This is a genomic window from Thermophilibacter immobilis, from assembly GCF_015277515.1.
In the GTDB taxonomy this organism is placed as follows: domain Bacteria; phylum Actinomycetota; class Coriobacteriia; order Coriobacteriales; family Atopobiaceae; genus Thermophilibacter; species Thermophilibacter immobilis.
This window is the reverse complement of record NZ_CP063767.1, coordinates 512,646-533,756: the sequence shown is the minus strand read 5'-3', so window position 1 is coordinate 533,756 and position 21,111 is coordinate 512,646. Positions and strand designations below refer to the sequence as shown.

Genomic DNA, 21,111 nt, shown 5'->3' with positions numbered 1-21,111 from the left:
TGTTTCTCCGCAGAACAGTGTGACGGAGCGCCCCAATAAAAGGAAATACCTACTATCTCTTGCTAGAGATAGCTTTTACCTATGGTTTAGCCATCTTGAGGGGTATACGACCCCGCTCGAAAACGCCAAAGGGGACTTGTCAGCAGTTTTTCCCGGACACGTTGTGTATCAGACCCTTCGGGCCCTCAAAAGCCGTAGGTCAGAGGCTCGCAACTTTTTTGGACAGAAGGGGGTAGCCCAAAAACTGCTGACAAGTCCCCTTTCGCCCTTCGGGGCCAAGAAATCAGCCTAATTCACAGCCGTCGAGACCGCCGCGACCACCCGGTCGTACACCTCGGCACGCGGAAGCGAGAAGGACTTGGCCAACCGCTTGGCCAGCGCGCTCTTGGGCTCAGAGTCAGCAAGGCCAGCGGCGATGGCCTCCTCGAGCGAGAGCTCGGGACCAGCGGAGGCGCGGCGGCGCTCCTCGAGCTCGGAGGCGTCGGGTGCCGCGATCACGACCACGCACTCCCCGCGCACCTCGTCGCGCACGGCCACCATCGCAGCAAGTTCGGAGGCCTCGCCGCGCACGACCTCCTCGTGCACCTTGGTCAGCTCGCGCACGAGAGCCACGCGCCGGTCGCCCATGACGGTGGCCACGTTGGCGAGCGTGTCCGCCACGCGATGCGGGGACTCGTAGACCACGAGCGTGCCCGGGATCACGGCGAGCTCTTCGAGGCGCGCGCGCTGCGCCGAGCGCCGGCGCGGCAGGAAACCCTCGAAGAAGAAGTGCTCGCTTGTCAGCCCTGACGCCACAAGGGCGCAGGTCACGGCACTCGGCCCCGGTACCACCTCGACGGCAAGGCCCGCATCGAGCGCCGCGTCCACGAGCCGCTGTCCCGGATCGGAGACGCCGGGCATGCCGGCATCGGAGACGAAGGCGACCCTCTGGCCCTCCTCGAGGCGCGCGAGCACGGAGGGAATCCTCTCGCCCAGGACGTTCTCGTCGCAGCGCTCGAGGCGCACGTGCAGGTCGAACGCGGAGAGCAGCTTGCCCGTCACGCGCGTGTCCTCGCAGAGCACCACGTCGGCGGAGGAAAGCGCCCCGATCGCGCGGGGCGCCATGTCGGAGAGGTTTCCTATGGGCGTGCCCACGACGCTGAGCAGCCCTGCCATCAGACGATCATCCCCCGCTCGAAGGTGGCCAGCGCCACGCGGGCGTCCCAGCCCGCGAGCATCCCCGAGGTCTTCCAGGTGTTGAAGAACCACGCGGCGCACCCCTCATAGGCGGCGATCTGCTCGGAGGTGTAGACGCGCTCGAGGGCGATGCGGCCCTCGGGCGTCATGGTCTGATCGGCCATGGGCAGAGACGCCGACCACTTGCCCACCATGACGGGCATCCCCGAGCGCGAGGCCTGCTTGACGTGCCTGGCGCACCTGCCAACGAGGGTGCGCACGCCCGTGGGGCCTGAGACGTCCACAGACTCCCCGGGGTGGTCGAGGTGGCAGTCGAGCCAGACGTTGTGGTAGTGGCGCTGCGCCATGAAGCGCCCCCAGCCGGTGGGTACGCCGCCGTCTGGCAAGATCACGACGACGTCCTCACCCGCGGCGTTGCGCACGAGCTCGTAGGCCTCGCGATAGTAGTTGCGCAAACGATGGATCGCCACGCCGTCGGTGAGCGTGAGGCCACGGCGCACCTGCGGGACTATGTCGTCGGCGAGCTCCATGCCAAAGAAGCCCACGCGCGAGGCGTAGCGCTTGGACAGGGCATAGAGCACGTCGAGGACGCGCTCGCGCGGGAGGTGGCAGTCGGCGAGGTCGGGGGCCATGCCGCTGCCGGTGTGGGGCGCGCCGGGGTTTATCGCCAGCGCGAAGACGACCTTGAGACCAATCTCCTCGGCCCACTCGAGCGCCTCGTCGACGAGCTCGATGCAGCCCAGGTACGGGCCCGGCTCGGGGCCCTCCTCGCCGTAGACGTACCAGGGGACCGACAGGCGGACGGCGTTGAAGCCGCGCGCCGAGATCTTGACGAAGTCGTCACGCGTGACGAAGGCGGCCCGATGGCGGCGCACGTAGTCCGCGTAGCGCTTGGCCCCGAGCGCCGTGACGAGCGACTCCTCGTCAAGCGCGCCCGCCTCGGCAAAGAGCTCGGGCGTGACCCACGACTCGAGCGTGAGCCAGCCCGTCAGGTTGACACCGTGCAGCGGATGGTCGTCCATGCCACGCCTTTCGCCTCTCGCGCGCCTTCTCAGCGGCTCTTTCAGCCTCAGTATAGGTATAAATCCTACCCCTCCTCCCTGAGGTATGTCGCACAGTTAAGCGGGGTTTCATAGACGTCGACCTGCGAGCAGGGAAGCCCCTGGTCGCAGAGGCGCTCGCAGAAGTAGCGCGCGAGGCTCTCGGCTGTGGTGCGAAAGGGCAGGATGGTGAGCGAGAAGCCCTCCTCGTCCAGGCACGCGAGGGTCTTGTCCATGAGCGAGCCCCTCTCCACGAGGAAGGTGTGGTCGAGTTCCTCGGTGAGCGCGCGCAGCGCGCGCTTGAAGACGCCGAAGTCCACGACCATGTCGCGCTCGGTGCCCTGGCCTCCCAGCTCGGGGGCGCGCAGGTAGGCCACGACGCGCCAGCGATGTCCGTGGAGGTTCTCGCACTTGCCGTGGTAGTCGGTCAGGAAGTGAGCGCCGTCGAAGCTGCTCTCGGTCTTGAGTCCGTACATGGGAGCCTCCTTTGGGGGCGGAATCGTCTGCTCACAGTGTAACAAGGGTACCGGACACCTTTTGCGGACGAAAGGCGCGGCGGTCTCGCGGCCTGTCTGGGTATAGTCAGCCTAGCGGCATCAGACCAGGACCGCTCGCGCCCGCTAGGAAGAGAAGGGACGAGCCTAAAAAGGGCGAGGGCCCCTTTCGCCATGAGAGGGGCCCTCGCTCTGACGCACGTCTTACCCGCTAGCCGTTGTAGGCGTCGCGATAGAGGTTGACCAGGTCTTGCTTGGACACAGGACGCGGGTTGGTGGGCGTGCAGCGGTCGTGCAGCGCGGCCTCGGCCATGCCGCTCAGCTCGACCTCGAACGAGGACGCGTCTATGCCCAGGTCCGCGAGGCGCTCCTCGACGCCGAGCTCGCCACGGATGCCGATGATCCTCTGGAGCAGCTCGTCGGCGTCTCTCAGGCCCAGCTCGTGGGCAAGGCGCTCGTACGGCTCGCGATAGGCGTCCTCGCCCATGTGGAAGCGCATGACGTACGGGAGCAGGACGGCGTTGATTCTGCCATGGGCCACGTGGAAGCGGCCGCCGAACGCGTGCGCCAGCGAATGGTTGATGCCCAGACCCGCGTTGGTAAAGGCGATGCCGGCGATGCACGACGCCTCGATCATCCGCGTGCGCGCGCGCATGGACATCCCGTCTCGGAAGGTGACGGGGAGGTTCTCGAAGACGAGGCGCAGGGCCTTGACGGACAGCGCCTCGGTAAAGGGTGTCGAGCTGTTGCTCACGTAGGACTCGAGGCCATGCGTGAGCACGTCCAGACCGGTGTCGGCCGTGATCTTGGTCGGCACGGAGCGCGTGAACTCCGCCTCGAGCAGCGCGCCGTCCGGGGCGAGAAAGTCATCGATGAGCACCACCTTGTCGGACCCGCGCGTGATGACCGCGAAGTTGGTGACCTCCGAGCCCGTTCCCGCCGTCGTGGGGACGGCCAGGAAGTACGGCCGCTCGAGGCCCCTCTCGCGCGCGAAGTACAGGATAGCCTTGGTGGAATCGATGCAGGAGCCGCCGCCGAACGCGATGACGACGTCGGGATGCAGCCCGAGGATCATCTCGATGCCCTCGTCCACGAGCTCCTGACTCGGGTCGGGCTTCACGTTGGAATAGGTCTGGTACGTGGCCCCCATGGGGAGGTGCTGCACCATCTTGGCGACCATGCCCGACTTCTCGAGGAAGCCGTCCGTGACCACAAGAACGTTGCTGCCGTCAATCTTGCCCAGGCAATCGACCGCACGCGACCCAAAGTACAGCTGCGTGTTGAGCTTGAACTCGTCCATGCTTACTCCGTTTCAATCGCTGCCATTATTTCCACCACAAAAAGGTTCGAGTCGTATGAGGTCCAGTAGTCCGTCACGAAGCGCTCGTAGACCTCGCTCGAGAGCCGGTACCCGTTGTCCCTCGCGTAGTCGGACAGCCGCTCGAACGACTCGCACATGTCCTCGAACCGACCACAGTGATAGGTCGAGAGGAACATGCGCCCTCCAACCAGCACGCGGCACTCCTCGTCAATGGGCCGCATCGCCTTCTGAAGCAGGTCGACGTCGCATCCCTCGCCACCGCACACGGCGGCCGAGGCGTCTTCGAGCGTCTTGAACCTCAAGATCACCGGCCCGGTGATCGCGTTGTTGTGCTGGCTCACGAACATGCTGAAGTCCGGCGAGATGATCGACTCGGCGAAGTCGCCCGTGAAGCGATGAGGCATGCAGATGAGGGTCGACTCGGGCGCGAACTTGACGTTCACGGACGTCTGGCTGACGCTCAGCACGCCGTTGGCCTCGGCGATGAGCTCGCTCCAGTCGTAGATGGCCTGGCGCTGCTCCGAAATCCGGCGCTCCTCCTTGTCGCAGAGCTCCAGGTGCTCAACGAAGTGCCGCCGGGTCTCTCCGAGGTTGGAGCACGTCAGCATCTCCGAGATCTCCTCGAGGGGGAAGCCCATCATCTTGAGGTAGTTGATGACGGGGATCTTGAGAACGGTCCTGAGCGAGTAGTGGCGGTACTTGTTCCCCGCGACCAGGTCGGGCTTGACGAGCCCAAGCTCGTCGTAGAGCCTGAGCGTCCGCCGCGAGATGCCGCTCATCCGGCTCACGTCACCGATCCTGTAGAGCTTCTTTCTGGAGCCGTCGAAAAGGTTCGTCATGTCTCCTCCATCAGGGCGCTCAGACATACCGCGAGCTCGTAGGCCTTTTCCACGGGATTGGACGCGTCACGCGAGCCGCACGAGAGGGCGTCCTTGAGCAGGAAGAGCGCGCCCAGCGAGTACGAGGAGAGCTCCGCCAGGAGATAGTCCACCGACGAGATGCGACCATCCGCAGAGACGTCCGGACGCGCGTGGCCATGCGAGACGGGAAGCCCTCGCGCGGCGGCTCTCACGTAGCCCCGCATCAGCTCGCCCAGCTCGTCAAGGACTCCGCGCTTCACCGGCGAGAGGGGCCCCAGCCGGAGCTTCCAGTCGCGCGCGAAGCTCTCCGGGTCCGTCCGCTCCATCATCCGCGCGTACTTCTCCTGAACCAGGTTGCGGCCCTCGCGCTCGGAGCGCTCCAGCTCGTCGCAGAGGGGCGACAGCATCGCCGAGGGAAAGGCGGCGTACTGCGCGACGCGAAAGACAAAGAACCGGCGGACGTCGTCTTGGCAGGACGTTCGGCCGCTCATGTTTTGCACGCGGTCAAACTGGGACCACTCAATCGAGACAATCGTGCGAAGGAGGGACTGCTCACGCTCTCGTAGGCCCTGACCCGCGAGAAACCCCGCCACCGTAGGAGACGAGAACAGCTCGTCCATCTGGTGGCGCCGCACCAGGCGAGACCGGTGCGCCTGACATGACCCAACCGCCGATGAGGTCGCTTGATCCGTCAATGGAACACTCCCTCCTCCAGAGGGCGACCCCTCAGGTAGTCGCTGTCCAGGCCCTGCCAGATCTCTACGGCCGCGTCCAGAAGAAAGTCGCTGGTCGTCGACGCCCACCCCAGGGTGAGGACGCATCTCAGCATGACCTCGCAGAGGGAGTCAACCTGGTCGGCCGTGACCTCGCAGACGGGGGCGGAGGCCACCTTGCGTACGAGCGCGCAGATCGGCTCCGGGACGTGCGCGCGCTCGGACAGTGACCTGAAGGACCACTTGTAGTAGGGCATATACGTCCTGGAGAGCAGGTGAAGGGCCGCCAGGACGCTCTGCACAAACTCGGTGCGCGCGACGTTTGCCGCGACCGGGTCGTCCCTTCTCAGGCAGCGTCCCAGATTGTACTGCCCGGACTGAGCCATGGACGCCAAGTCTGCCGCGAGCTTCTTGCGCACGACCTGCTCGGGATAAAAGCCCCGGTACGCCTCACGCAGATTGGTGAAGTACCTGCTGGGGTCAGAGAAGACCTCGCCGTCGGCCACCAGTGCGAGCAGCTGCTCGGGAATGCTGAGCCACTCCCCCACGGACTGGGGGGCCCGCTCCAGGCCGGTGAACGTCCGATAGAAGGCCTCGGTCTCGAAGACGCCGACGCGCTGTCCCGCGAGGCTCGTCTCGTTGCGCTCCAGGCCCCCGAAGCTCCGGGGGAGCCGCTCGTAGGCGTCCACGAGCTCCGGGCCCCACTGCACATACACGGCGCGCGGCGCCCAGACGCAGAACCCCGGCCCAAAGTCATGATCACGTGACAGTTCGTCATCGAACCCGAGACATTCAGAACCCGCCCCAACGAGGCCCATGGCAAGATTGGTCCCCACCGAAGGGGGAACGCTCGCCAGAAGGGCTTGCCCATAGACGTTGTAGTAGTTCCTGGAAAGCTCGAGCCCCCGCATACCAACCATGCTCTCATTCTCGTATGGGCCCCTCGCGTGAAGACCGTCGTGCGCCATCCGCCGTGCGCGAAAGAAACGTGCTAGGTGCGCCGGCCTTCTCCCTCGACCTCATCCGCGAGCCTTCGAATCCTCTGTGCCTCCCCGCGCAGGGCCGCGGCCGTCTTTGACTCGCCGAGCTTCTGGGAGAGGGACTTCCATGCGCTTTCGTAGAGCTCGGCGGACGCTCGATACGCGCCCATCAGATAGCTGATCTTGCCTGCCGTGGCGAGCGCGTTCGGACGGTGGATGTCGCGTCCCGCGCTCAGTGTCACGTAGGCCACCAGAGCCGGAGCCAGGACGTCTCTGGCCTCTGGAAGCCTTCCCTCGTCCACAAGAATCTGTGCGAGGTTGATGGCGTTGACCGCGCGCGCACCCTCGGAATCAGGAACGCCCTCGAGCAGCCGCGCGGCCCGGCGCAGGTCCTGTCGGGCCCGCGCAAACTCACCAAGGCCCCGATAGGCGCTGCTCCGATTGTTGCACACGGCGCTGAGCTCGTAGACGTCGCCCTCGCCCAGAAGGGACTCGGCTTGGTCGAACGCGTCGACCGCCACCAAGTACCTGCCCTGGGCAACGTAGACGTCGCCCAGGTTGAGAAGGGCCGTGGCGACCTGTTCGTCTTGAGCACCGCGCCTGCGCAGAATGGCCAGCACCTCGCCATATAGGTCCTCGGACTCCCCGAGCTCGCCACGGACCCTCAAGACGCTTCCCAGTTCGTTCGCAACGGCTGCGACGCCCAGCTCGTCCTCTTGCGAACGGGCAAGACGCAGGCGGCCCCTGAGGTATCCGCCTACGTCTGAGCCCGCCTCATGATACAGGCCGTCGAGCTGGGCGTAAAAGCTCGAGACATCCATGACGTCTAGCTGTTCAGGTGCGGGACGATCTTCTCGATCTCGGCGTCGGGCCGCGGGATCACGTGCACGGAGCGCAGCTCGCCGACGCGCTCGGCGGCTGCGGCACCCGCGTCGGTGGCTGCCTTCACGGCGGCCACGTCACCGCGAATAAAGGTGGTGACGATTCCGCCTCCCACGTTGACCTTGCCCACCAGCGTCACCTCTGCGGCCTTGACCATGGCGTCAGATGCCTCGACGACCCCAACGTTTCCCATGGTCTCGACCATGCCCAGTGCATTTCTCATTTCAATCCTCCTTGTACGAAGACCGTTCGCGTAACGCTAGGGGCACCTAGTCGTCGGACCCCCGGAAGGCGGCTACCAGCTCCGTGACCATCTTCTTGAGCTCGTCGGCGTCGATGACGTCGGAGAGATCCTTCGTCGACTCCGTGGGCGCGGGGCCACCGCAGCTGTTGCAGCCCAGCGAGTAGCCGATGCCCGACGTGTTGTGACCGACCGGCATGTCGATTCCCGCCGTGCTGTGGCCGCCCGTGCCGACCGGCATGTCAAGGGTATGCTTGGAGGGCTCGCAGCAGCAGCCCGCGGACGAGTCGCAGAGGGCATAGTCGGCCACGAGCTCGGGATGGTACTTCGCGAAGACCTTGTCCTGCGCTGCCACCTCGTAGGGCTCGATGATGCCGTTGGCGACGTGCTTGGTGTTGATGAGGTGCTCGGGTCCGACGTTCTCGGAGATGGAGCTGCCGCCCCAGGAGCCGCAGCCCAGCGTGAGCGCCACGTCGAGCCCCGTGGAGAGCCCCGTGCCGCCCTGCGTGCCGCCCGTGTTGATGAGGATGCGAGAGGCCGGCTTGACGGAGAACTTGCGGACAATCTCCTTGTCCTCGGTGTGGATGTTGAACGTGTGACCGATGCCGTTCTGCAGGAGCTGGATGCACAGGTCGCACGCCTCCTCCCAGTTGGAGACCGTGTAGAAGCCCAGGACCGTGGTCAGCTTCTCGTAGGAGAGCGGCCACTTGTCTCCCACCCCGTGCTGCTCGCCGATAAGGACCTTGGTGCCCTCGGGGACGGAGATTCCCGCTGCCTGGGCGATGGACTGGGGGCTGTGCCCCACGAAGTTGGGGCTCATGGCATGGCCGTTGCGGAACAGGAGCTTGCAGACCTTGGAGCACTCTTCCTCGGTCATGAAGTAGCCGCCCTGCTGCTTGAGCTCGGAGATGACCTCGTCGCGGTTGCAGGTCTCGCAGACGATGCTCTGCTCGGAGGCGCAGATGGTGCCGTAGTCGAACGTCTTGGAGGCGATGATCTGCTTCACGGCCTGGCGCACGTTGGCCGTGCGCTCGATGTAGGAGGGCGAGTTGCCCGCGCCGACGCCAAGCGCTGGCTTGCCCGAGCTGTAGGCGGCCTTGACCATGCCGGGGCCACCGGTCGCGATGATGGTGCTGACCTCGGGCGCGTGCATGAGCTCGTTGGTGGCGGCCATGGTGGCCAGCGAGACTCCCTGAATGACGTTGTCGGGCGCACCGGCGGCGACGGCGGCCTCCTCCATGATCTTGATGGCGAGGCTCGTGCACTTGATCGCCTTGGGGTGCGGCGAGAACACGATGGCGTTACGGGACTTGAGGGCGATCATCGACTTGTAGAACACCGTCGAGGTCGGGTTGGTGGACGGGACGATGCCCAGCAGGAGGCCGAGAGGGTCGGCGATGGTGATGACCTGCTTCTTCTCGTCCACGTCGATGACGCCGATGGTCTTCTTGTCCTTTATGTTCTCGTAGAGAAGACCAGACGCCATGTGGTTCTTGTAGATCTTGTCGTGCACGTTGCCAAAGGTGGTCTCCTCGACCGCCATCTTGGCCAGGGTGACCGCGTTCTTCTCGGCCGCCTCGACCATGCTGCGCAGGATGCGGTCGATCTGCTCGGCGTTGAAGGTGGCGAGCTGGTTCGCCGCGACCTTGCCCTTGCGCGCGAGGTCGCGAGCAGCCTGGATGCTCTTGAGGTCGTAGTCGTACTCTTCCATCGCTTCTCTTTTCATCCGTTACCGAATCAGGCCCCAGAGCGCGCTACTCGGCCTGCGGCAGAATCGACTCGACCATGCCGTCCGGGCGCGGGATGACGTGGACGGAGATGAGCTCGCCCACGCGCTGGGCGGCCGCCGCGCCGGCGTCGGTCGCGGCCTTGACCGCGCCCACGTCGCCGCGCACGAAGACGGTGACGAGGCCGCCGCCGACCTGCTCCTTGCCGATGAGCCTGACGTTGGCCGCCTTGACCATGGCGTCGGCCGCCTCCACGGAGCCCACGAGCCCCCTGGTCTCGATCATGCCGAGAGCCTCAGTTGCGTTTGCCATTCCGGTTTCCCCCTTCGTCGACGCGGGGGATGCCCCCGCGGGCTTTTCCTGTGTGACGTGCTGCTCGGCGTGCGGCGCTGCCGCGGGGCCTACGCCCGTAGTCGCGCCGTCGCCTTTGATGCCTTGCTCAGTGGGCTTCTCGCCCGCTGCGGCGGTCTTGTCCGCGGTCGCCTTGCTTGGTGACGCGGACGCCGTCTTGCTCGGGTCGGCAGCGCTGTGCTCCTGGCCCTGCGCCGATGCCGGCCCCTTGTTCGGGGACGCCGGCTCCGCGTCCCTCTTGCGCGCTGTCATGTCCTACGCCTGCGGCAGGATCGACTCGACCATGCCGTCCGGGCGCGGGATGACGTGGACGGAGATGAGCTCGCCCACGCGCTGGGCGGCCGCCGCGCCGGCGTCGGTCGCGGCCTTGACCGCGCCCACGTCGCCGCGCACGAAGACGGTGACGAGGCCGCCGCCGACCTGCTCCTTGCCGATGAGCCTGACGTTGGCCGCCTTGACCATGGCGTCGGCCGCCTCCACGGAGCCCACGAGCCCCCTGGTCTCGATCATGCCGAGAGCCTCAGTTGCGTTTGCCATTCCGGTTTCCCCCTTCGTCGACGGGCACGTGCCCGCCTTGGTTTCCTACGTGTTTTTACGGACCTACGCCTGCGGCAGGATCGACTCGACCATGCCGTCCGGGCGCGGGATGACGTGGACGGAGATGAGCTCGCCCACGCGCTGGGCGGCCGCCGCGCCGGCGTCGGTCGCGGCCTTGACCGCGCCCACGTCGCCGCGCACGAAGACGGTGACGAGGCCGCCGCCGACCTGCTCCTTGCCGATGAGCCTGACGTTGGCCGCCTTGACCATGGCGTCGGCCGCCTCCACGGAGCCCACGAGCCCCCTGGTCTCGATCATGCCGAGAGCCTCAGTTGCGTTTGCCATTCCGGTTTCCTTTCATCAGTGAGCAATGCCCAACCCTGCCTGCAAGCCGTTCTACTTAACAACCTCAACAACGGAGCCGTTCTTGATGTGGAGCGCGTTTGCCTCCTCGGTGTCGATGTGGCAATCGAGGGCACCGGTCCTGGTCGCCCTGATGACCACCTCGTCAAGCTGGCCGCCGCGCTCGCCGCCGAACTTGATCGAGACGACCTGCCCGTCATGCAGGTCGCGCCTCGCCGCATCTTCGGGCGTCATGTGGATGTGACGCGAGGCGACGATGACGCCCTCGGGAAGGACGACGGTGCCCTCGGGCCCGACGACGGTGATGCCCGGCGTGCCCTCCAGGTGCCCGCTGAGCCTGATGGCCTGGGGGACGCCCAGCTTGAAGGTGTCCGCCGCCAGGATCTCGACTTGCGTGCGCGCACGCACGGGGCCGAGCACGCGAACCTTCTCGATGACGCCCTTGGGTCCGACGAGCGTCACGCACTCCTTGGAGGCGAACTGGCCGGGCTGCGAGAGGTCCTTGATCGGGGTGAGCTCATGGCCCTTGCCAAAGAGCTGCTCGAGATGCTCCTGGGAGAGGTGGATGTGCCGGTTGGACACGCCCACCGTGACGGGCGGGAGCTCCTGCGTTGCGGGGGCATTGCCGTGTAGCAGGCTCTGCAGCTCGTCCGCGGTCCACAGTCCCTTGTCCACGGCCGCGGTCATGATCTCCTCGATCTGGCTGGCCGTGAGGACCGGCTCCTGCTCCTTCGTGGCGCCACACGAAGCAATCGCGTCCTCATGCGCCTCGGGGGCCTTCGTGGCGGCGCACCCCTTCGATGAGGACTCCTGCGCGTCAGAGTCGGACACGAGAAGAACGCCGTTCTCCCATGCGAGATCTGCAGCCTGGGCCGTGACGATGGTGTTCTTGTCGACCGTCAGGTCCTTGTGCTCCTTGGCCGCGTCCAGCACGTCCTTGGCGCTGATAAGCCTCTTCATCTGGTCCTCCTTTCCTTACAACTCGACGTCTTCGTCGATGATTCCTACGATTACCGCATCGATCGGTGCGTTCTTGCCAAACTCGTCTCGCATGAACAGATAGGCGGCCGCTCCCGTGGTGACCAGCACCCGGTCTCCGACGCCGGCGCTTATGGTGTCAACGCAGATGAGCTGCTTGCCCCGGTCGTCACCCGTGAGCACCTCGACGCGCATGAGCTTGGAGCCGTCCAGCTCCTCGAACTTTCGCGTCGCCCAAATGGATCCGATGAGCTTACAAACAATCATGGGCACCACCCTTGTCGTCCCTGATCTTGCGGAGGCACTCCACCACTTCCGCGGTCTCGCCCGCGATCGCGAGCATGACCATGTTCTGCGGGCAGGAGCCCCGCACGTCGCTCACGATGACGCCGGCCGTCTTCTCGGCGACGTCGCTCGCGACGACCATCTCGATCATCTTGCCCTGGACGAGTCCGACGGCGCTGGGAAGAAAGTCCTTGTCCCAGCGTGCCCCGCTCCTCTGGTTGATGATCGCCATGGTTCCGGGGGCGGGATTGCGAATGATCTTGATGTCAGCCACTGAGACCACCTCGGGCCTCGAGCATGCAGCCGAGCGCGATGCCCATGGGGGTCACGAACATGGGGTGATTGGGCTTGGACACCGGGACCCCCAGGCGCTTCTGGACGCGTCCCTCGATCCCCGTGAGCTCGGAGGTGCCCCCGACCAGGATGACCTCGGGCACGTCATAGCCGGCGCAGGCGTCACGGATGATCGTCGCGACCTTGTCGATCGTGGGTGCGACCACGGGAAGGACCTCGCGGTGGTGGGCAGAGTCGCGCTTGTAGGTCTCCGCCTCGTCAAAGGTGATGTTCTTGCTGCCGGCGAGCACGAGGCTGAAGTGGGTCCCGCCCGTAGACTCGTCGACGCTCTTGACCACGCGCCCATCCTCGAAGATCGAGATGCCCGTGGTGCCGCCGCCGATGTCGACCACGGCACCGTTCTTGGTGCCGATCACGAGGTTGGCCGCCGTGGGCTCGTCGAAGATGGCCACGCACCCGAGGCCCGTGGACTCGCAGACGTTGCGGACCACGCCGCCGTCGAGGTTCTCCGTTCCCGGCGGGATGGCCACCGCACCCTGCGTGAGCTCGACGCCCAGCTGGGACTCGATCGTGTCCTTGAGGCTTTGGGCGATGTCGCACGCGCCGAGGTAGTCCACAACCATACCGTCGCGAACCACGTCGGCGAACTGATACGCACACGCCACGGGCCTGCCCTGGGCGTCGACCACCGCGACAACGATGAAGGCCGTTCCCACGTCCAGCCCGCAGTAGAGCTCCTCGTCCTTGCTGACCTTCGCAGGGTGCTCAACGGTGTCGAGCATCGCCTGTAGCCTGTTGTTAGCACCGTCAAGATCTGCCATGCCCTACATCGCCTCCCTTGCCCTGTTGACTGCGTCCGCCAGTTCGTCGCATGCGCCCGACGCCTCGCACATCCACGCGTCAAGCGCCTCGGCGTCGGCGGCCGCCATGCGCGACCGCGCGTTTTTCCAGACGCGAACGCATCTTGCTATCTGGGCAAAGAGCACGCTCGCCTCAAAGCAGATGGGATGCACGCAGGCATCGAGCGGAGGTTCAGGCGCATCGCCCGGAAGATGCGGCTCGACCACGCTGTTGGATCCGTCGGTGGCAAAGTCGCTCATCGCATGCGCCGCGACCCAGGCGTGACCTATCTCGTCGCAGCGACGCGCCAGCACGTTGTCTATGCCGAGCGCATGCCGTGAGAGCAGCCTGAGCTGGGACCCCAAAAGATGCGCGTCCATCAGCAGCGCGCTCGTGTCGACAGTCTGCGTCTGCGCTTCCGTGGCCTTTGCATGAGTGTCAGATAGGTCCTGGCCCGCGTACGCTCCCTCGCCGTCAAAGGCGATCCTGAAGTCGTTCAGGAACTGCCTGGCGCTTGGTGTCAGTTTCGCGTCGCCGGGAAGCTCGTAGGAGTCATACGGCTGGTGAGCATAGGCGTCGCGGAGCTCGCTTTCGGTTATGTAATGCAATCCTTCCTCCCTTCCACGATCGTTGGATGTTTCGCTACAACTTTTCATGTTTTCCTAGTGCCTCACGAGATTGACCCTGAAGTCGGCGTCCTTGATCCACGTCTCGATGTTGTTGAGGTCCTCGTCGCTCAGCGAGGGGTCTCCCTCGATCTCGTAGTCGCGACCTAGGGACTGGTACTTGCCCACGCCCAGCTTGTGGTAGGGCAGAAGGTCGACGCGGTCGAAGTTCTTCTGGTAGCGATAGGGCTTGAAGTACTCGATTACCGCATCGATCTCTTCCTTGGAGTCGTTGACCCCCTTGAGCAGCGGCATCCTGACGCGAACGTTGTAGCCGTTCTCCAGGAGCCACTTCACGTTGCTCAATATCTGCTCGTTGTTGACGCCCGTCCAGTACTTGTGCCTGACAGGGTCCATCTGCTTGATATCAAACAGGAAGAGGTCTACGTAGGGCGCGACCTTCTTGACCGTTGCCTCCGCCGCGTATCCGCAGGTCTCGATCGCGGTATGGTAGCCGCGGGCCTTGGACGCCATGAGGACGGCAAGCGCGGCCTCGGGCTGTGCCAGGACCTCGCCGCCCGTGAGCGTTATGCCGCCGTCGGACATGCGGTAGAAGTCCTTGTCCTGGTCGAAGAACTCGATGATCTCTTCCACCGTGCGGTCGTGACCCATGATCTCCAGCGCGCTGTAGAGGCACGCCTTCTCGCACTGGCGACAGCCGATGCACTGGACGGAGCGGTCGACGATGTGCACGGGGCCGTCAAGCTTATGGACGTTGACGGGGCAGACCTCGACGCAGGCACCGCAGTTCACGCAGTTTGCCTGCTTGAACATGACCTCGTAGCCTCGATGGATGCTCTCGGGGTTCGAGCACCACTTGCACCGCAGGGGGCATCCCTTGAAGAAGGCGTTGGAGCGAATGCCCGGGCCATCGTACATGTTGTACTTCTGGAAGTTGAAGACGCGTACCTTGCGCTCTGGCACTTCCTGCTCCTGGCCCATCATTCCTCCCTTCATCGTTCTTTAAAATCCTCGCTCGAACAGGGGGACGGGCGCGAAAGGACGCCCGCCCCCAACCTGGGCGCTCGGCTAGAACTTGGTCAGCATCGTGCGGCTGATAATCTCGTCCTGGACGTCCTTGCACAGCTCGTTGAAGAACGCGCTGTAGCCTGCCACGCGCACGACGAGGTCGCGGTGCTTCTCGGGGTGCGCCTGGGCGTCGATCAGTGTCTCGTTGTCCAGGTAGTTGAACTGCATCTCGCCGTTGCCGAACATGGATGCGGTGCGCAGCAAGGTGATGAGGCCGTTCGCGCCCTCCGGGGTGTCCAAAAGGCCGCCCATCAGCTTGAAGTTGTGGACCATGCCGATGTTCATCAGGTCGTTGGGAAGCTTGGAGATGGACTTGATGATGGCGGTGGGACCGTTGTGATCGGCACCCTGGCTGGGGCTGATGCCGTCGGAGAGCGGCGTGAGAGCCTTGCGCCCGTTGGCGGAGGCACCGGTCATCTCGCCGAACGGCGTGTTGTTGGAAATGGAGAGAGTGCCCACGTCCAAGTGAGAGTAAAGCGTCTTGAACTGGACGTGAATCTGCTGGGTGTAGTAGAGCAGGTCCGCGGCGATCTCGTCGGCGTAGGTGTCATCGTTGCCGTACTTGGGGGCGTTGATGCAGTCCTGTTGAATCTGCTCATAGCCCACGAAGTCGGCACGCAGGGCCTCGTTGAGCTGATCGAGCGTGTACTTGTGGTCGTCGAAGACCAGCTTCTTGATGGCCGCCATGGAGTCGGTGTAGGTGCCCAGGCCCGTCCACACGACGCCGGGGCCGTAGTTGTACATGGCACCGCCGGCGGAGACGTCCTTGCCCTTCTCCATGCAGCCCTCGAACATGATCGACATGAGGGGCTTGGGAGTGACGTCACGCACGACGCGCTGTGAGATGACCGTCATGACGTCGGTCCACTTGGTGACGTAGTAGATGATCTTCTTGACGGCGGCATCGAACTCCTCGTAGGTCTTGTACTGGGAGAGCTCGCCCAGGTCGGGCGCGACCTGCTTGCCGTACCACAGGTCGACGCCATGGTTGAGCGCCAGCTCGATGCAGATGGGCCACTGGGTGTAGGAGGTGGAGGTCCACTGGTACAGGCGGCCGGACTTCTGGGGCTCGACGCAGCCCATCATGCAGTAGTCGCGCGCGTCCTCGACCGAGACGCCCTTGGCGAGCATCATCTTGACGTGGGTGTCGTCGAAGTGGCAGGCGGGGAAGCCCATGCCGGCCTTGACGAGGTCGACGATCTTGCGCAGGTACTTCTCGGGAGACTTGTTGTGGATGCGGCAGGCGATCGTGGGCTGGTAGATCTTCACGTGACGAGCCGCGTCCATGAGGAGGTAGGTGAGGTCGTTGCAGGCGTCCTCGCCGCGACGGGTGACGCCGCCGAGCGTCATGTTGATGAACGGCTGGTAGCCGGCGAAGAACTCGGACTGGCCGGCAGAGGTGACCCACATGACCTCGCTCATCTTGATGAGCATGCAGCCCGCGATGTCGAACGCCTGGTAGGGGGTGAGGCGACCAGACTCGATGTCGGCCTTGTAGAAGGGATACATGTACTGGTCGACGCGGCCGATGGACATGCCGGTCTGGTTCTCCTCGACGGGCAGGAGGGACTCGATGACGAAGACCGACTGCACAGCCTCCCAGAAGGTGCGCGGCTTGTGGGCCGGCACGTGCCCCAGAATCTGGGAAATCTGCTCCAGCTCGTGCTTGCGCTTGGGGTTGGTCTCGGCGTCGGCCTTCTGCTGGGCATAGGCGCTCAGGCGCTTCGCGTAGGTCATGACGCCCTCGGTGGTATCGATCACGGACTTGTAGAAGTAGATCTTGTCCAGGTCGTCGGGATTGGCGTAGTCGAGCTCGCCGAGGTGCTGCTTGGCCTCGTTCTGGATGTCGAGCATGCCCTTCTTCATGAGGATGACGTCATAGCCGGGGTTGGAGTCGCCGCCGCCGCTCATGGCGTGGTAGGAGCAGTCGGAGACGTAGGCCTCGCCGGAGAGCTCCCAGCCGCCGCACTCGCGGTACTGGTCCTCGCAGATCTCGTCCTGGGACTTGCCCGCCCAGAACGGGAAGAGCTCCTCCCTGCAGTACTTCTTGTCCTCCTCCGAGATGTAGAAGGGGTCCTGCGGACGGGTGCCGATGGTGTCGAGCTCCTCCTCCAGCCAGCGCCAGGCCAGGTCAGGCGAGAAGGCGCCGGCGCGAGGGGCGCCGCACGGAGCGCCGACGATGAGCTCGTCGTCCTGGATCACCAGGGGAGCCGTCTCGCAGCAGTGACGAAACGCCTTGGCGCGCATCTCAATCTTGGGCATGCCGGGATTGGCCTTCATGATCTCGGTGACCGCACGGGCGCGATAGGTCGTGATGCTCGGCTTCTGGTTGATGAAGTTGTCCTTCAGGCGAAGCTGACGTGCCGTGGGGCCCTCGGGAATGTCGTGGGACTCGTCGCCCGCGGGCTCGGCGACCGGCGTGCTGGTGATTGGCTTGTCGAGCTGGTCGGAGACCTTCTCGAATATCTGCCTCACGGCAGAGCGCTCCTCGTGGCTCATCCCCTTGGTGGCCTCGGAGAACTCTTCGGCAAACTCCTTGATGTCCATTCTCACTCCTTTTCCTGGTTATCTCTCATGGCCTCCAGAACCCTGGAGAACCAGTCAACCGGCTCTTGTGCAACGTCGTCGGAGGCAGGCGCTGTGGCCGCTCCGGCCTTGGCGGATAGATCCGCCGGGTTCGGGCTGCGTATCTTGGTCGCGACGGGTGTGTGGTCGCATCCGGCGGCCCTGCCGAGCAGGGAGCGAGCCTCGTCGTGCGGCCCGATGCCCACCTGGCGCCTGCGCACGAAGTCCGCGTAGGTGACGCCGAGCTCGGAGGTGGTGGCACAGTCCCACCCCGTGATGGTCAGGGTCTTGGGGAGGTCCGAGTGGCAGCCGATGCTGCCCAGCCCCGTACCCACGTTCACCAGCACGCGCCCCACGGGCTTCTTGAGGATGAACTGCCGCACCACCTCGGGGTCCTTCGAGAAAATCGACAGCGCGTTGCCGTGGCCGCTGTTCAGGATCAGCTCGATGCACTTCTCGCAGGCGTCGCGCCAGTTGTCCTCGACGTAGTACGACAGGACGGGACCGTACTTGGCCTTGGAGAAGAAGCTCCTCTCGCTCACGTAGGGCTTCTCGACCACGAGGACCTTCGTCGTCTCGGGCACCGAGATGTCGACGCGCCGCGCGAGGTCGAAGGCCGACTTTCCGATGAGCTCGCGATACGGGCGCCCGTCGCGCATGAAGAGCGCCTCGACCAGACGGTCCGCCTCCTCATCGGAGAGGAAGTAGCAGCTCCTGCGCCTGAGCTCCTCCTGCATCCGTGCGTCGATCGCCGCCTCGACCACGACCGACTGCTCGGAGCCGGGCAGCATCCCGTAGCAGAACGACTTGCCGGCCACGATCTCGTCCGCACACGCGGCGAGGTCGGCCGTGGACTCCACGAACACGGGGTTGTTGCCCAAAGACGCGTAGTAGACGTCCTTGCCCTCGGCCCTGTGTCGATGCTCCGAGAAGTTCTCGCGCGAGTCGATCACGACCTTCACGCAGGATTGGTCGCAGACCCACTGCTCGCCCTCCGTGCAGCACGTGCCCAAGTACCCAATCGCGTCGAGGGGGTAGTGGCAGAACTCCGCAACCTGAACGACGTCGTCTAGGACGATCCCGCACGTCTCGTGGACCCGCGCGTCGGCGGAGAAGACGATGGGGCTCTTGGAGCGCACCGCGGACACGAGCTGGCTCAGCATGGTGGGAACGCTCAACCAGTCAGGCAGAAGCGAGACCACGACCCCCTTGGGCAGGCGCACCTCCGAGGAGCCGTGCGGTCCGTACACGATCTTCTGCACGGGTACCTCGTGGAGCACGTCGTCGAGCAGGTCCGTGAGGACCCAGGTGCTCAGCTGCGCCTCGTCGGAGGGGTCGCAGTAGTCGGACTCCTCGTAGGCGAGCCTGGCGTACTGCGCGGCCTTGGGGAGAAGGGCCTCTCGCAGGTGCGCCAGAAAGTCGTCGATAATCGGGGCGGGGAGGCTCTCTAGCACTTTGACAGACTCATCAGCGTGCTCAAGGAGAATTCTCGCCTCCTGAATGGAGAGCAGGTCATTGTCTATAAGAGCCATCAGACACCCCCCTTAGTACGGCAGAAGGTTCTCGACGGTGTACTTGTCGGTGATCTTCTTGAGGCTCGGATGCGGCCTCGGAATGACGACGGAGCTGTAGACCTCCGCGCCAAGCGCCTCGACGGCCTTCACGCCCGTCTCGACAGCGGCCTCGCAGGCCGCAACGTCACCCCTGACCAGGATGGAGATGTATCCCGATGCCGTGTTCTCATAGCCGATCAGCTCGACGTCGCCCGCCTTGCACATGGCGTCACCAGCCTCGAGAACCCACACGAGGCCAAAGGTCTCGATCATTCCCAAAGCGTTCATGCTCTCGTCAGCCACCATAACCCCCTAGTAATCCACGTCGTGGACAGAGACCACGTCACCGATGGACGGCACGGGGCGCTTCATCACGTTGTGGGCCGTCAGCTTGCCTATGCTCGAGGCTGCGGCGCAGCCCGCCTTCACGGCCGCTTCGCAGGCGGCGACGTCGCCCTTGACGATGACGGTCACCAGCGTGGATCCCACGTTCTCGTAGCTGACGAGCTCGGTGTCGCCCGCCTTGAGCATCGCGTCCGTGGCAAAGATCGCGGGAACCATTCCGATCGTCTCGATGAGGCCGATGGCCTCCTCACCTCTGTAACGCATCCGACCACCTCCACTTTTTGCCTACTTGATGTAGGAATTGATCGTGTCGCGCTGCTCTTGCGTGGCCCGGTAGAAGACCCTGACCTCGCCCGCGTCGTCCAGGTCGAAGCGTGACTCCTCGATGAGCCCGTTCTTCTCGGCCGTCATGAGCGCCTCGATGAGCCGCGGCTTGTTAAAGGCCGCATAGTCCGCGTAGTCGCTCGCGAGGGCACCGGTGACGTCATCCACGCTCGCCTCGTCCACCGTGGTGTAGTACTTGAGAATCATGTAGTTCAACGGTCGCTTGCTGCTCATTTGCCATCCTCCTTCCTCAGGAAGTCGCGCGGATCAACCGCCATAATAAAAATACCAACCAACATGACGATGGCGGCAACCCAGGCGATGGGAGCCAGCGCATAGCCCTCGAGCCCCATGGCGATTCCCATGACGATCCACGTGAAGAGGGGCGAAAAGAAGGTGTAGGTGCCATTGAGGGCCTGGCCGAGGGCCGAGCCGCACATGGAGTTGCCCCTATACCAGCTCGCAAAGGAGATGTAGGCGAAGAATCCGCTCAGCAGGAATACCAAGATCCAAGGCGTGTTCGAGATCGCCCGGCCGAGGTAGCCGAACGCGGTGCCCACCCCGGTTCCCCCGATGAGCGCCAGGACCGGCAGGAGGATGCACAGGTCCGCGATGCCCGAGGTGCACTGACGAATCGTAATGCCAATCTGGGAGTCGATCATCGAGGTGCCAAATCCGGCGATGGTTCCCTCGAGGCCCCAGCCGAGCGCGGCGATAAGCGCGAAGATCAGTCCGGTCACCATTCCCGAGCCCACCTCGCCCGACAGCGCGGTGCTGCCGATCATCACGCTCGCCGTCAGGCACACGGCGATGCCGAGGATCGTCCTTCCCCCCAGTTTCTGCTTGTATAGCACGCGACCGAAGATGGCCCCGGCCGTGACGTTCAGGGCCGCGACGGGCGACGCGATGGGACCTGCCTGCGAGAGGGCGATGATGTAGCAGGTGGTGGCAATGGGACCGCCCACGAGGGCCGCCCCCACCATGATCAGGCCCGGCTTGGACTTCAGGGTCAGCGCGAAGTCACCCAGCTTGCCTTGCTTCGCGGTCACGACAAGAGCCCACAGGGCGCTGCAGAGGTCGTTGAGCGCGGACGCAATCGTGGGCAGGATGAAGATGACCACGAAGGACGTGGCCTCGAAGCCAGACCACCAGTCGCCCCAGACGCCGAGGTTCTCCGCCGCCGTGATGAAGGCGGTATACAGGCCATAGGTAACGCCAGAGAACAGACCAAGAAGGATGCCCTTCTTAAAGAATCCCTGGTCAAGCTCACGTTTTTTACGCTTGGCCAGACTCTCTAGATCGAGTGAAACGTCCGTACTCGCCACTTTTGTACCTCCTGTTTGGTCGCATGCGCCGACAGAACCTGCTCTCAGCAGCCGCTACTGTAACGGTCTCTCCTTATGTGAACCCTATGATTTTTCACGTAACTATCGGTAAATGGCGGATAAACCACCGCATACGGTGTTGCTTCGCCTTCTGGTGAAGTGTGGGGCGCGCGGGCGGTGCGCTGAGCGGACCTTGGAGGTCCTTGTTCTCCCCAAGAAGGGC

The 21,111-nt window shown here is 64.5% G+C and carries 25 protein-coding genes; all 25 read right to left on the bottom strand.

The window, feature by feature from the left end; all coding sequences use genetic code 11:
* Window positions 1-288: 288 nt before the first annotated feature.
* The 25 genes from rsmI to INP52_RS02290 all read right to left on the bottom strand — a co-directional run bounded on the left by rsmI (window position 289) and on the right by INP52_RS02290 (window position 20,888).
* Window positions 289-1,155, bottom strand: coding sequence for a 16S rRNA (cytidine(1402)-2'-O)-methyltransferase (rsmI, locus tag INP52_RS02410; protein WP_194372103.1), 867 nt, complete (start codon window positions 1,153-1,155; stop codon window positions 289-291).
* Window positions 1,155-2,198 carry a glycoside hydrolase family 5 protein gene (locus INP52_RS02405; protein WP_194372102.1) on the bottom strand — a complete coding sequence of 348 codons (1,044 nt, stop codon included), beginning with the start codon at window positions 2,196-2,198 and terminating at the stop codon, window positions 1,155-1,157. Before INP52_RS02405 ends, rsmI begins: the two co-directional genes overlap by 1 nt.
* A gap of 65 nt (window positions 2,199-2,263) precedes the next feature.
* A complete protein-coding gene (locus tag INP52_RS02400; RefSeq protein ID WP_194372101.1) occupies window positions 2,264-2,692 on the bottom strand; it encodes a 6-pyruvoyl trahydropterin synthase family protein in 429 nt (142 codons plus the stop codon).
* A 229-nt stretch (window positions 2,693-2,921) separates the two neighbouring features.
* Window positions 2,922-4,010 carry a 1-propanol dehydrogenase PduQ gene (locus tag INP52_RS02395; protein WP_194372100.1) on the bottom strand — a complete coding sequence of 363 codons (1,089 nt, stop codon included), beginning with the start codon at window positions 4,008-4,010 and terminating at the stop codon, window positions 2,922-2,924.
* Window positions 4,011-4,012: 2 nt separating this feature from the next.
* Entirely contained in the window at window positions 4,013-4,870 is an 858-nt protein-coding gene (locus INP52_RS02390; RefSeq protein ID WP_194372099.1) for a MerR family transcriptional regulator, read from the bottom strand.
* Window positions 4,867-5,511 carry a DUF4125 family protein gene (locus INP52_RS02385; protein ID WP_194372098.1) on the bottom strand — a complete coding sequence of 215 codons (645 nt, stop codon included), beginning with the start codon at window positions 5,509-5,511 and terminating at the stop codon, window positions 4,867-4,869. Before INP52_RS02385 ends, INP52_RS02390 begins: the two co-directional genes overlap by 4 nt.
* A 71-nt stretch (window positions 5,512-5,582) precedes the next feature.
* Window positions 5,583-6,524: a DUF4037 domain-containing protein gene (locus INP52_RS02380; RefSeq protein ID WP_228478384.1), complete on the bottom strand. Its 942-nt coding sequence runs from the start codon at window positions 6,522-6,524 to the stop codon at window positions 5,583-5,585.
* A 71-nt stretch (window positions 6,525-6,595) separates the two neighbouring features.
* A complete protein-coding gene (locus INP52_RS02375; protein ID WP_194372097.1) occupies window positions 6,596-7,405 on the bottom strand; it encodes a tetratricopeptide repeat protein in 810 nt (269 codons plus the stop codon).
* 5 nt (window positions 7,406-7,410) lie between these two features.
* The gene (locus tag INP52_RS02370) at window positions 7,411-7,689 is read right to left on the bottom strand and encodes a BMC domain-containing protein (protein ID WP_194372096.1); all 279 of its coding nucleotides are present in this window, start codon (window positions 7,687-7,689) and stop codon (window positions 7,411-7,413) included.
* Between the two features lie 46 nt (window positions 7,690-7,735).
* Entirely contained in the window at window positions 7,736-9,418 is a 1,683-nt protein-coding gene (locus INP52_RS02365; RefSeq protein WP_194372093.1) for an acetaldehyde dehydrogenase (acetylating), read from the bottom strand.
* 43 nt (window positions 9,419-9,461) lie between these two features.
* On the bottom strand, window positions 9,462-9,746 hold the full coding sequence (gene eutM, locus INP52_RS02360) for an ethanolamine utilization microcompartment protein EutM (protein ID WP_194372091.1): 285 nt from the start codon (window positions 9,744-9,746) through the stop codon (window positions 9,462-9,464).
* Between the two features lie 294 nt (window positions 9,747-10,040).
* Window positions 10,041-10,322 carry an ethanolamine utilization microcompartment protein EutM gene (gene eutM / locus INP52_RS02355; protein WP_194372089.1) on the bottom strand — a complete coding sequence of 94 codons (282 nt, stop codon included), beginning with the start codon at window positions 10,320-10,322 and terminating at the stop codon, window positions 10,041-10,043.
* A 63-nt stretch (window positions 10,323-10,385) separates the two neighbouring features.
* Window positions 10,386-10,667, bottom strand: coding sequence for an ethanolamine utilization microcompartment protein EutM (gene eutM / locus INP52_RS02350; RefSeq protein ID WP_194372089.1), 282 nt, complete (start codon window positions 10,665-10,667; stop codon window positions 10,386-10,388).
* A gap of 51 nt (window positions 10,668-10,718) precedes the next feature.
* Window positions 10,719-11,645, bottom strand: coding sequence for a phosphate propanoyltransferase (locus INP52_RS02345; protein WP_194372087.1), 927 nt, complete (start codon window positions 11,643-11,645; stop codon window positions 10,719-10,721).
* Between the two features lie 15 nt (window positions 11,646-11,660).
* On the bottom strand, window positions 11,661-11,930 hold the full coding sequence (locus INP52_RS02340; RefSeq protein ID WP_194372085.1) for a EutN/CcmL family microcompartment protein: 270 nt from the start codon (window positions 11,928-11,930) through the stop codon (window positions 11,661-11,663).
* On the bottom strand, window positions 11,917-12,222 hold the full coding sequence (locus INP52_RS02335; protein ID WP_228478383.1) for a BMC domain protein: 306 nt from the start codon (window positions 12,220-12,222) through the stop codon (window positions 11,917-11,919). Before INP52_RS02335 ends, INP52_RS02340 begins: the two co-directional genes overlap by 14 nt.
* Window positions 12,215-13,063 carry an ethanolamine utilization protein EutJ gene (eutJ, locus tag INP52_RS02330; protein WP_194372083.1) on the bottom strand — a complete coding sequence of 283 codons (849 nt, stop codon included), beginning with the start codon at window positions 13,061-13,063 and terminating at the stop codon, window positions 12,215-12,217. Before eutJ ends, INP52_RS02335 begins: the two co-directional genes overlap by 8 nt.
* Before the next feature lie 3 nt (window positions 13,064-13,066).
* Window positions 13,067-13,690: a hypothetical protein gene (locus INP52_RS02325; RefSeq protein WP_194372081.1), complete on the bottom strand. Its 624-nt coding sequence runs from the start codon at window positions 13,688-13,690 to the stop codon at window positions 13,067-13,069.
* Window positions 13,691-13,744: 54 nt separating this feature from the next.
* Window positions 13,745-14,671 carry a choline TMA-lyase-activating enzyme gene (gene cutD, locus INP52_RS02320; protein ID WP_228478382.1) on the bottom strand — a complete coding sequence of 309 codons (927 nt, stop codon included), beginning with the start codon at window positions 14,669-14,671 and terminating at the stop codon, window positions 13,745-13,747.
* Between the two features lie 105 nt (window positions 14,672-14,776).
* Window positions 14,777-17,323 carry a choline trimethylamine-lyase gene (gene cutC, locus INP52_RS02315; RefSeq protein ID WP_194372077.1) on the bottom strand — a complete coding sequence of 849 codons (2,547 nt, stop codon included), beginning with the start codon at window positions 17,321-17,323 and terminating at the stop codon, window positions 14,777-14,779.
* 2 nt (window positions 17,324-17,325) lie between these two features.
* A complete protein-coding gene (locus tag INP52_RS02310; RefSeq protein ID WP_194372074.1) occupies window positions 17,326-18,873 on the bottom strand; it encodes an aldehyde dehydrogenase family protein in 1,548 nt (515 codons plus the stop codon).
* 12 nt (window positions 18,874-18,885) lie between these two features.
* A complete protein-coding gene (locus INP52_RS02305; RefSeq protein WP_228478381.1) occupies window positions 18,886-19,200 on the bottom strand; it encodes a BMC domain-containing protein in 315 nt (104 codons plus the stop codon).
* Window positions 19,201-19,206: 6 nt separating this feature from the next.
* The gene (locus INP52_RS02300; protein ID WP_194372072.1) at window positions 19,207-19,503 is read right to left on the bottom strand and encodes a BMC domain-containing protein; all 297 of its coding nucleotides are present in this window, start codon (window positions 19,501-19,503) and stop codon (window positions 19,207-19,209) included.
* Between the two features lie 21 nt (window positions 19,504-19,524).
* Complete coding sequence (locus INP52_RS02295) at window positions 19,525-19,797, bottom strand: hypothetical protein (protein WP_194372070.1); 273 nt, start codon at window positions 19,795-19,797, stop codon at window positions 19,525-19,527.
* On the bottom strand, window positions 19,794-20,888 hold the full coding sequence (locus INP52_RS02290; protein WP_194372068.1) for a hypothetical protein: 1,095 nt from the start codon (window positions 20,886-20,888) through the stop codon (window positions 19,794-19,796). The genes INP52_RS02295 and INP52_RS02290 overlap by 4 nt, the downstream gene beginning before the upstream one ends.
* Window positions 20,889-21,111: the final 223 nt, after the last annotated feature.

Coding starts and splice junctions, on each gene's coding strand:
- rsmI (WP_194372103.1), bottom strand. CDS start 1,155: ATGGCAGGGCTGCTCAGCGTCGTGGGCACGCCCATAGGAAACCTCTCC.
- INP52_RS02405 (WP_194372102.1), bottom strand. CDS start 2,198: ATGGACGACCATCCGCTGCACGGTGTCAACCTGACGGGCTGGCTCACG.
- INP52_RS02400 (WP_194372101.1), bottom strand. CDS start 2,692: ATGTACGGACTCAAGACCGAGAGCAGCTTCGACGGCGCTCACTTCCTG.
- INP52_RS02395 (WP_194372100.1), bottom strand. CDS start 4,010: ATGGACGAGTTCAAGCTCAACACGCAGCTGTACTTTGGGTCGCGTGCG.
- INP52_RS02390 (WP_194372099.1), bottom strand. CDS start 4,870: ATGACGAACCTTTTCGACGGCTCCAGAAAGAAGCTCTACAGGATCGGT.
- INP52_RS02385 (WP_194372098.1), bottom strand. CDS start 5,511: ATGGACGAGCTGTTCTCGTCTCCTACGGTGGCGGGGTTTCTCGCGGGT.
- INP52_RS02380 (WP_228478384.1), bottom strand. CDS start 6,524: ATGGTTGGTATGCGGGGGCTCGAGCTTTCCAGGAACTACTACAACGTC.
- INP52_RS02375 (WP_194372097.1), bottom strand. CDS start 7,405: ATGGATGTCTCGAGCTTTTACGCCCAGCTCGACGGCCTGTATCATGAG.
- INP52_RS02370 (WP_194372096.1), bottom strand. CDS start 7,689: ATGAGAAATGCACTGGGCATGGTCGAGACCATGGGAAACGTTGGGGTC.
- INP52_RS02365 (WP_194372093.1), bottom strand. CDS start 9,418: ATGGAAGAGTACGACTACGACCTCAAGAGCATCCAGGCTGCTCGCGAC.
- eutM (WP_194372091.1), bottom strand. CDS start 9,746: ATGGCAAACGCAACTGAGGCTCTCGGCATGATCGAGACCAGGGGGCTC.
- eutM (WP_194372089.1), bottom strand. CDS start 10,322: ATGGCAAACGCAACTGAGGCTCTCGGCATGATCGAGACCAGGGGGCTC.
- eutM (WP_194372089.1), bottom strand. CDS start 10,667: ATGGCAAACGCAACTGAGGCTCTCGGCATGATCGAGACCAGGGGGCTC.
- INP52_RS02345 (WP_194372087.1), bottom strand. CDS start 11,645: ATGAAGAGGCTTATCAGCGCCAAGGACGTGCTGGACGCGGCCAAGGAG.
- INP52_RS02340 (WP_194372085.1), bottom strand. CDS start 11,930: ATGATTGTTTGTAAGCTCATCGGATCCATTTGGGCGACGCGAAAGTTC.
- eutJ (WP_194372083.1), bottom strand. CDS start 13,063: ATGGCAGATCTTGACGGTGCTAACAACAGGCTACAGGCGATGCTCGAC.
- cutC (WP_194372077.1), bottom strand. CDS start 17,323: ATGGACATCAAGGAGTTTGCCGAAGAGTTCTCCGAGGCCACCAAGGGG.
- INP52_RS02310 (WP_194372074.1), bottom strand. CDS start 18,873: ATGGCTCTTATAGACAATGACCTGCTCTCCATTCAGGAGGCGAGAATT.
- INP52_RS02305 (WP_228478381.1), bottom strand. CDS start 19,200: ATGGTGGCTGACGAGAGCATGAACGCTTTGGGAATGATCGAGACCTTT.
- INP52_RS02300 (WP_194372072.1), bottom strand. CDS start 19,503: ATGCGTTACAGAGGTGAGGAGGCCATCGGCCTCATCGAGACGATCGGA.
- INP52_RS02295 (WP_194372070.1), bottom strand. CDS start 19,797: ATGAGCAGCAAGCGACCGTTGAACTACATGATTCTCAAGTACTACACC.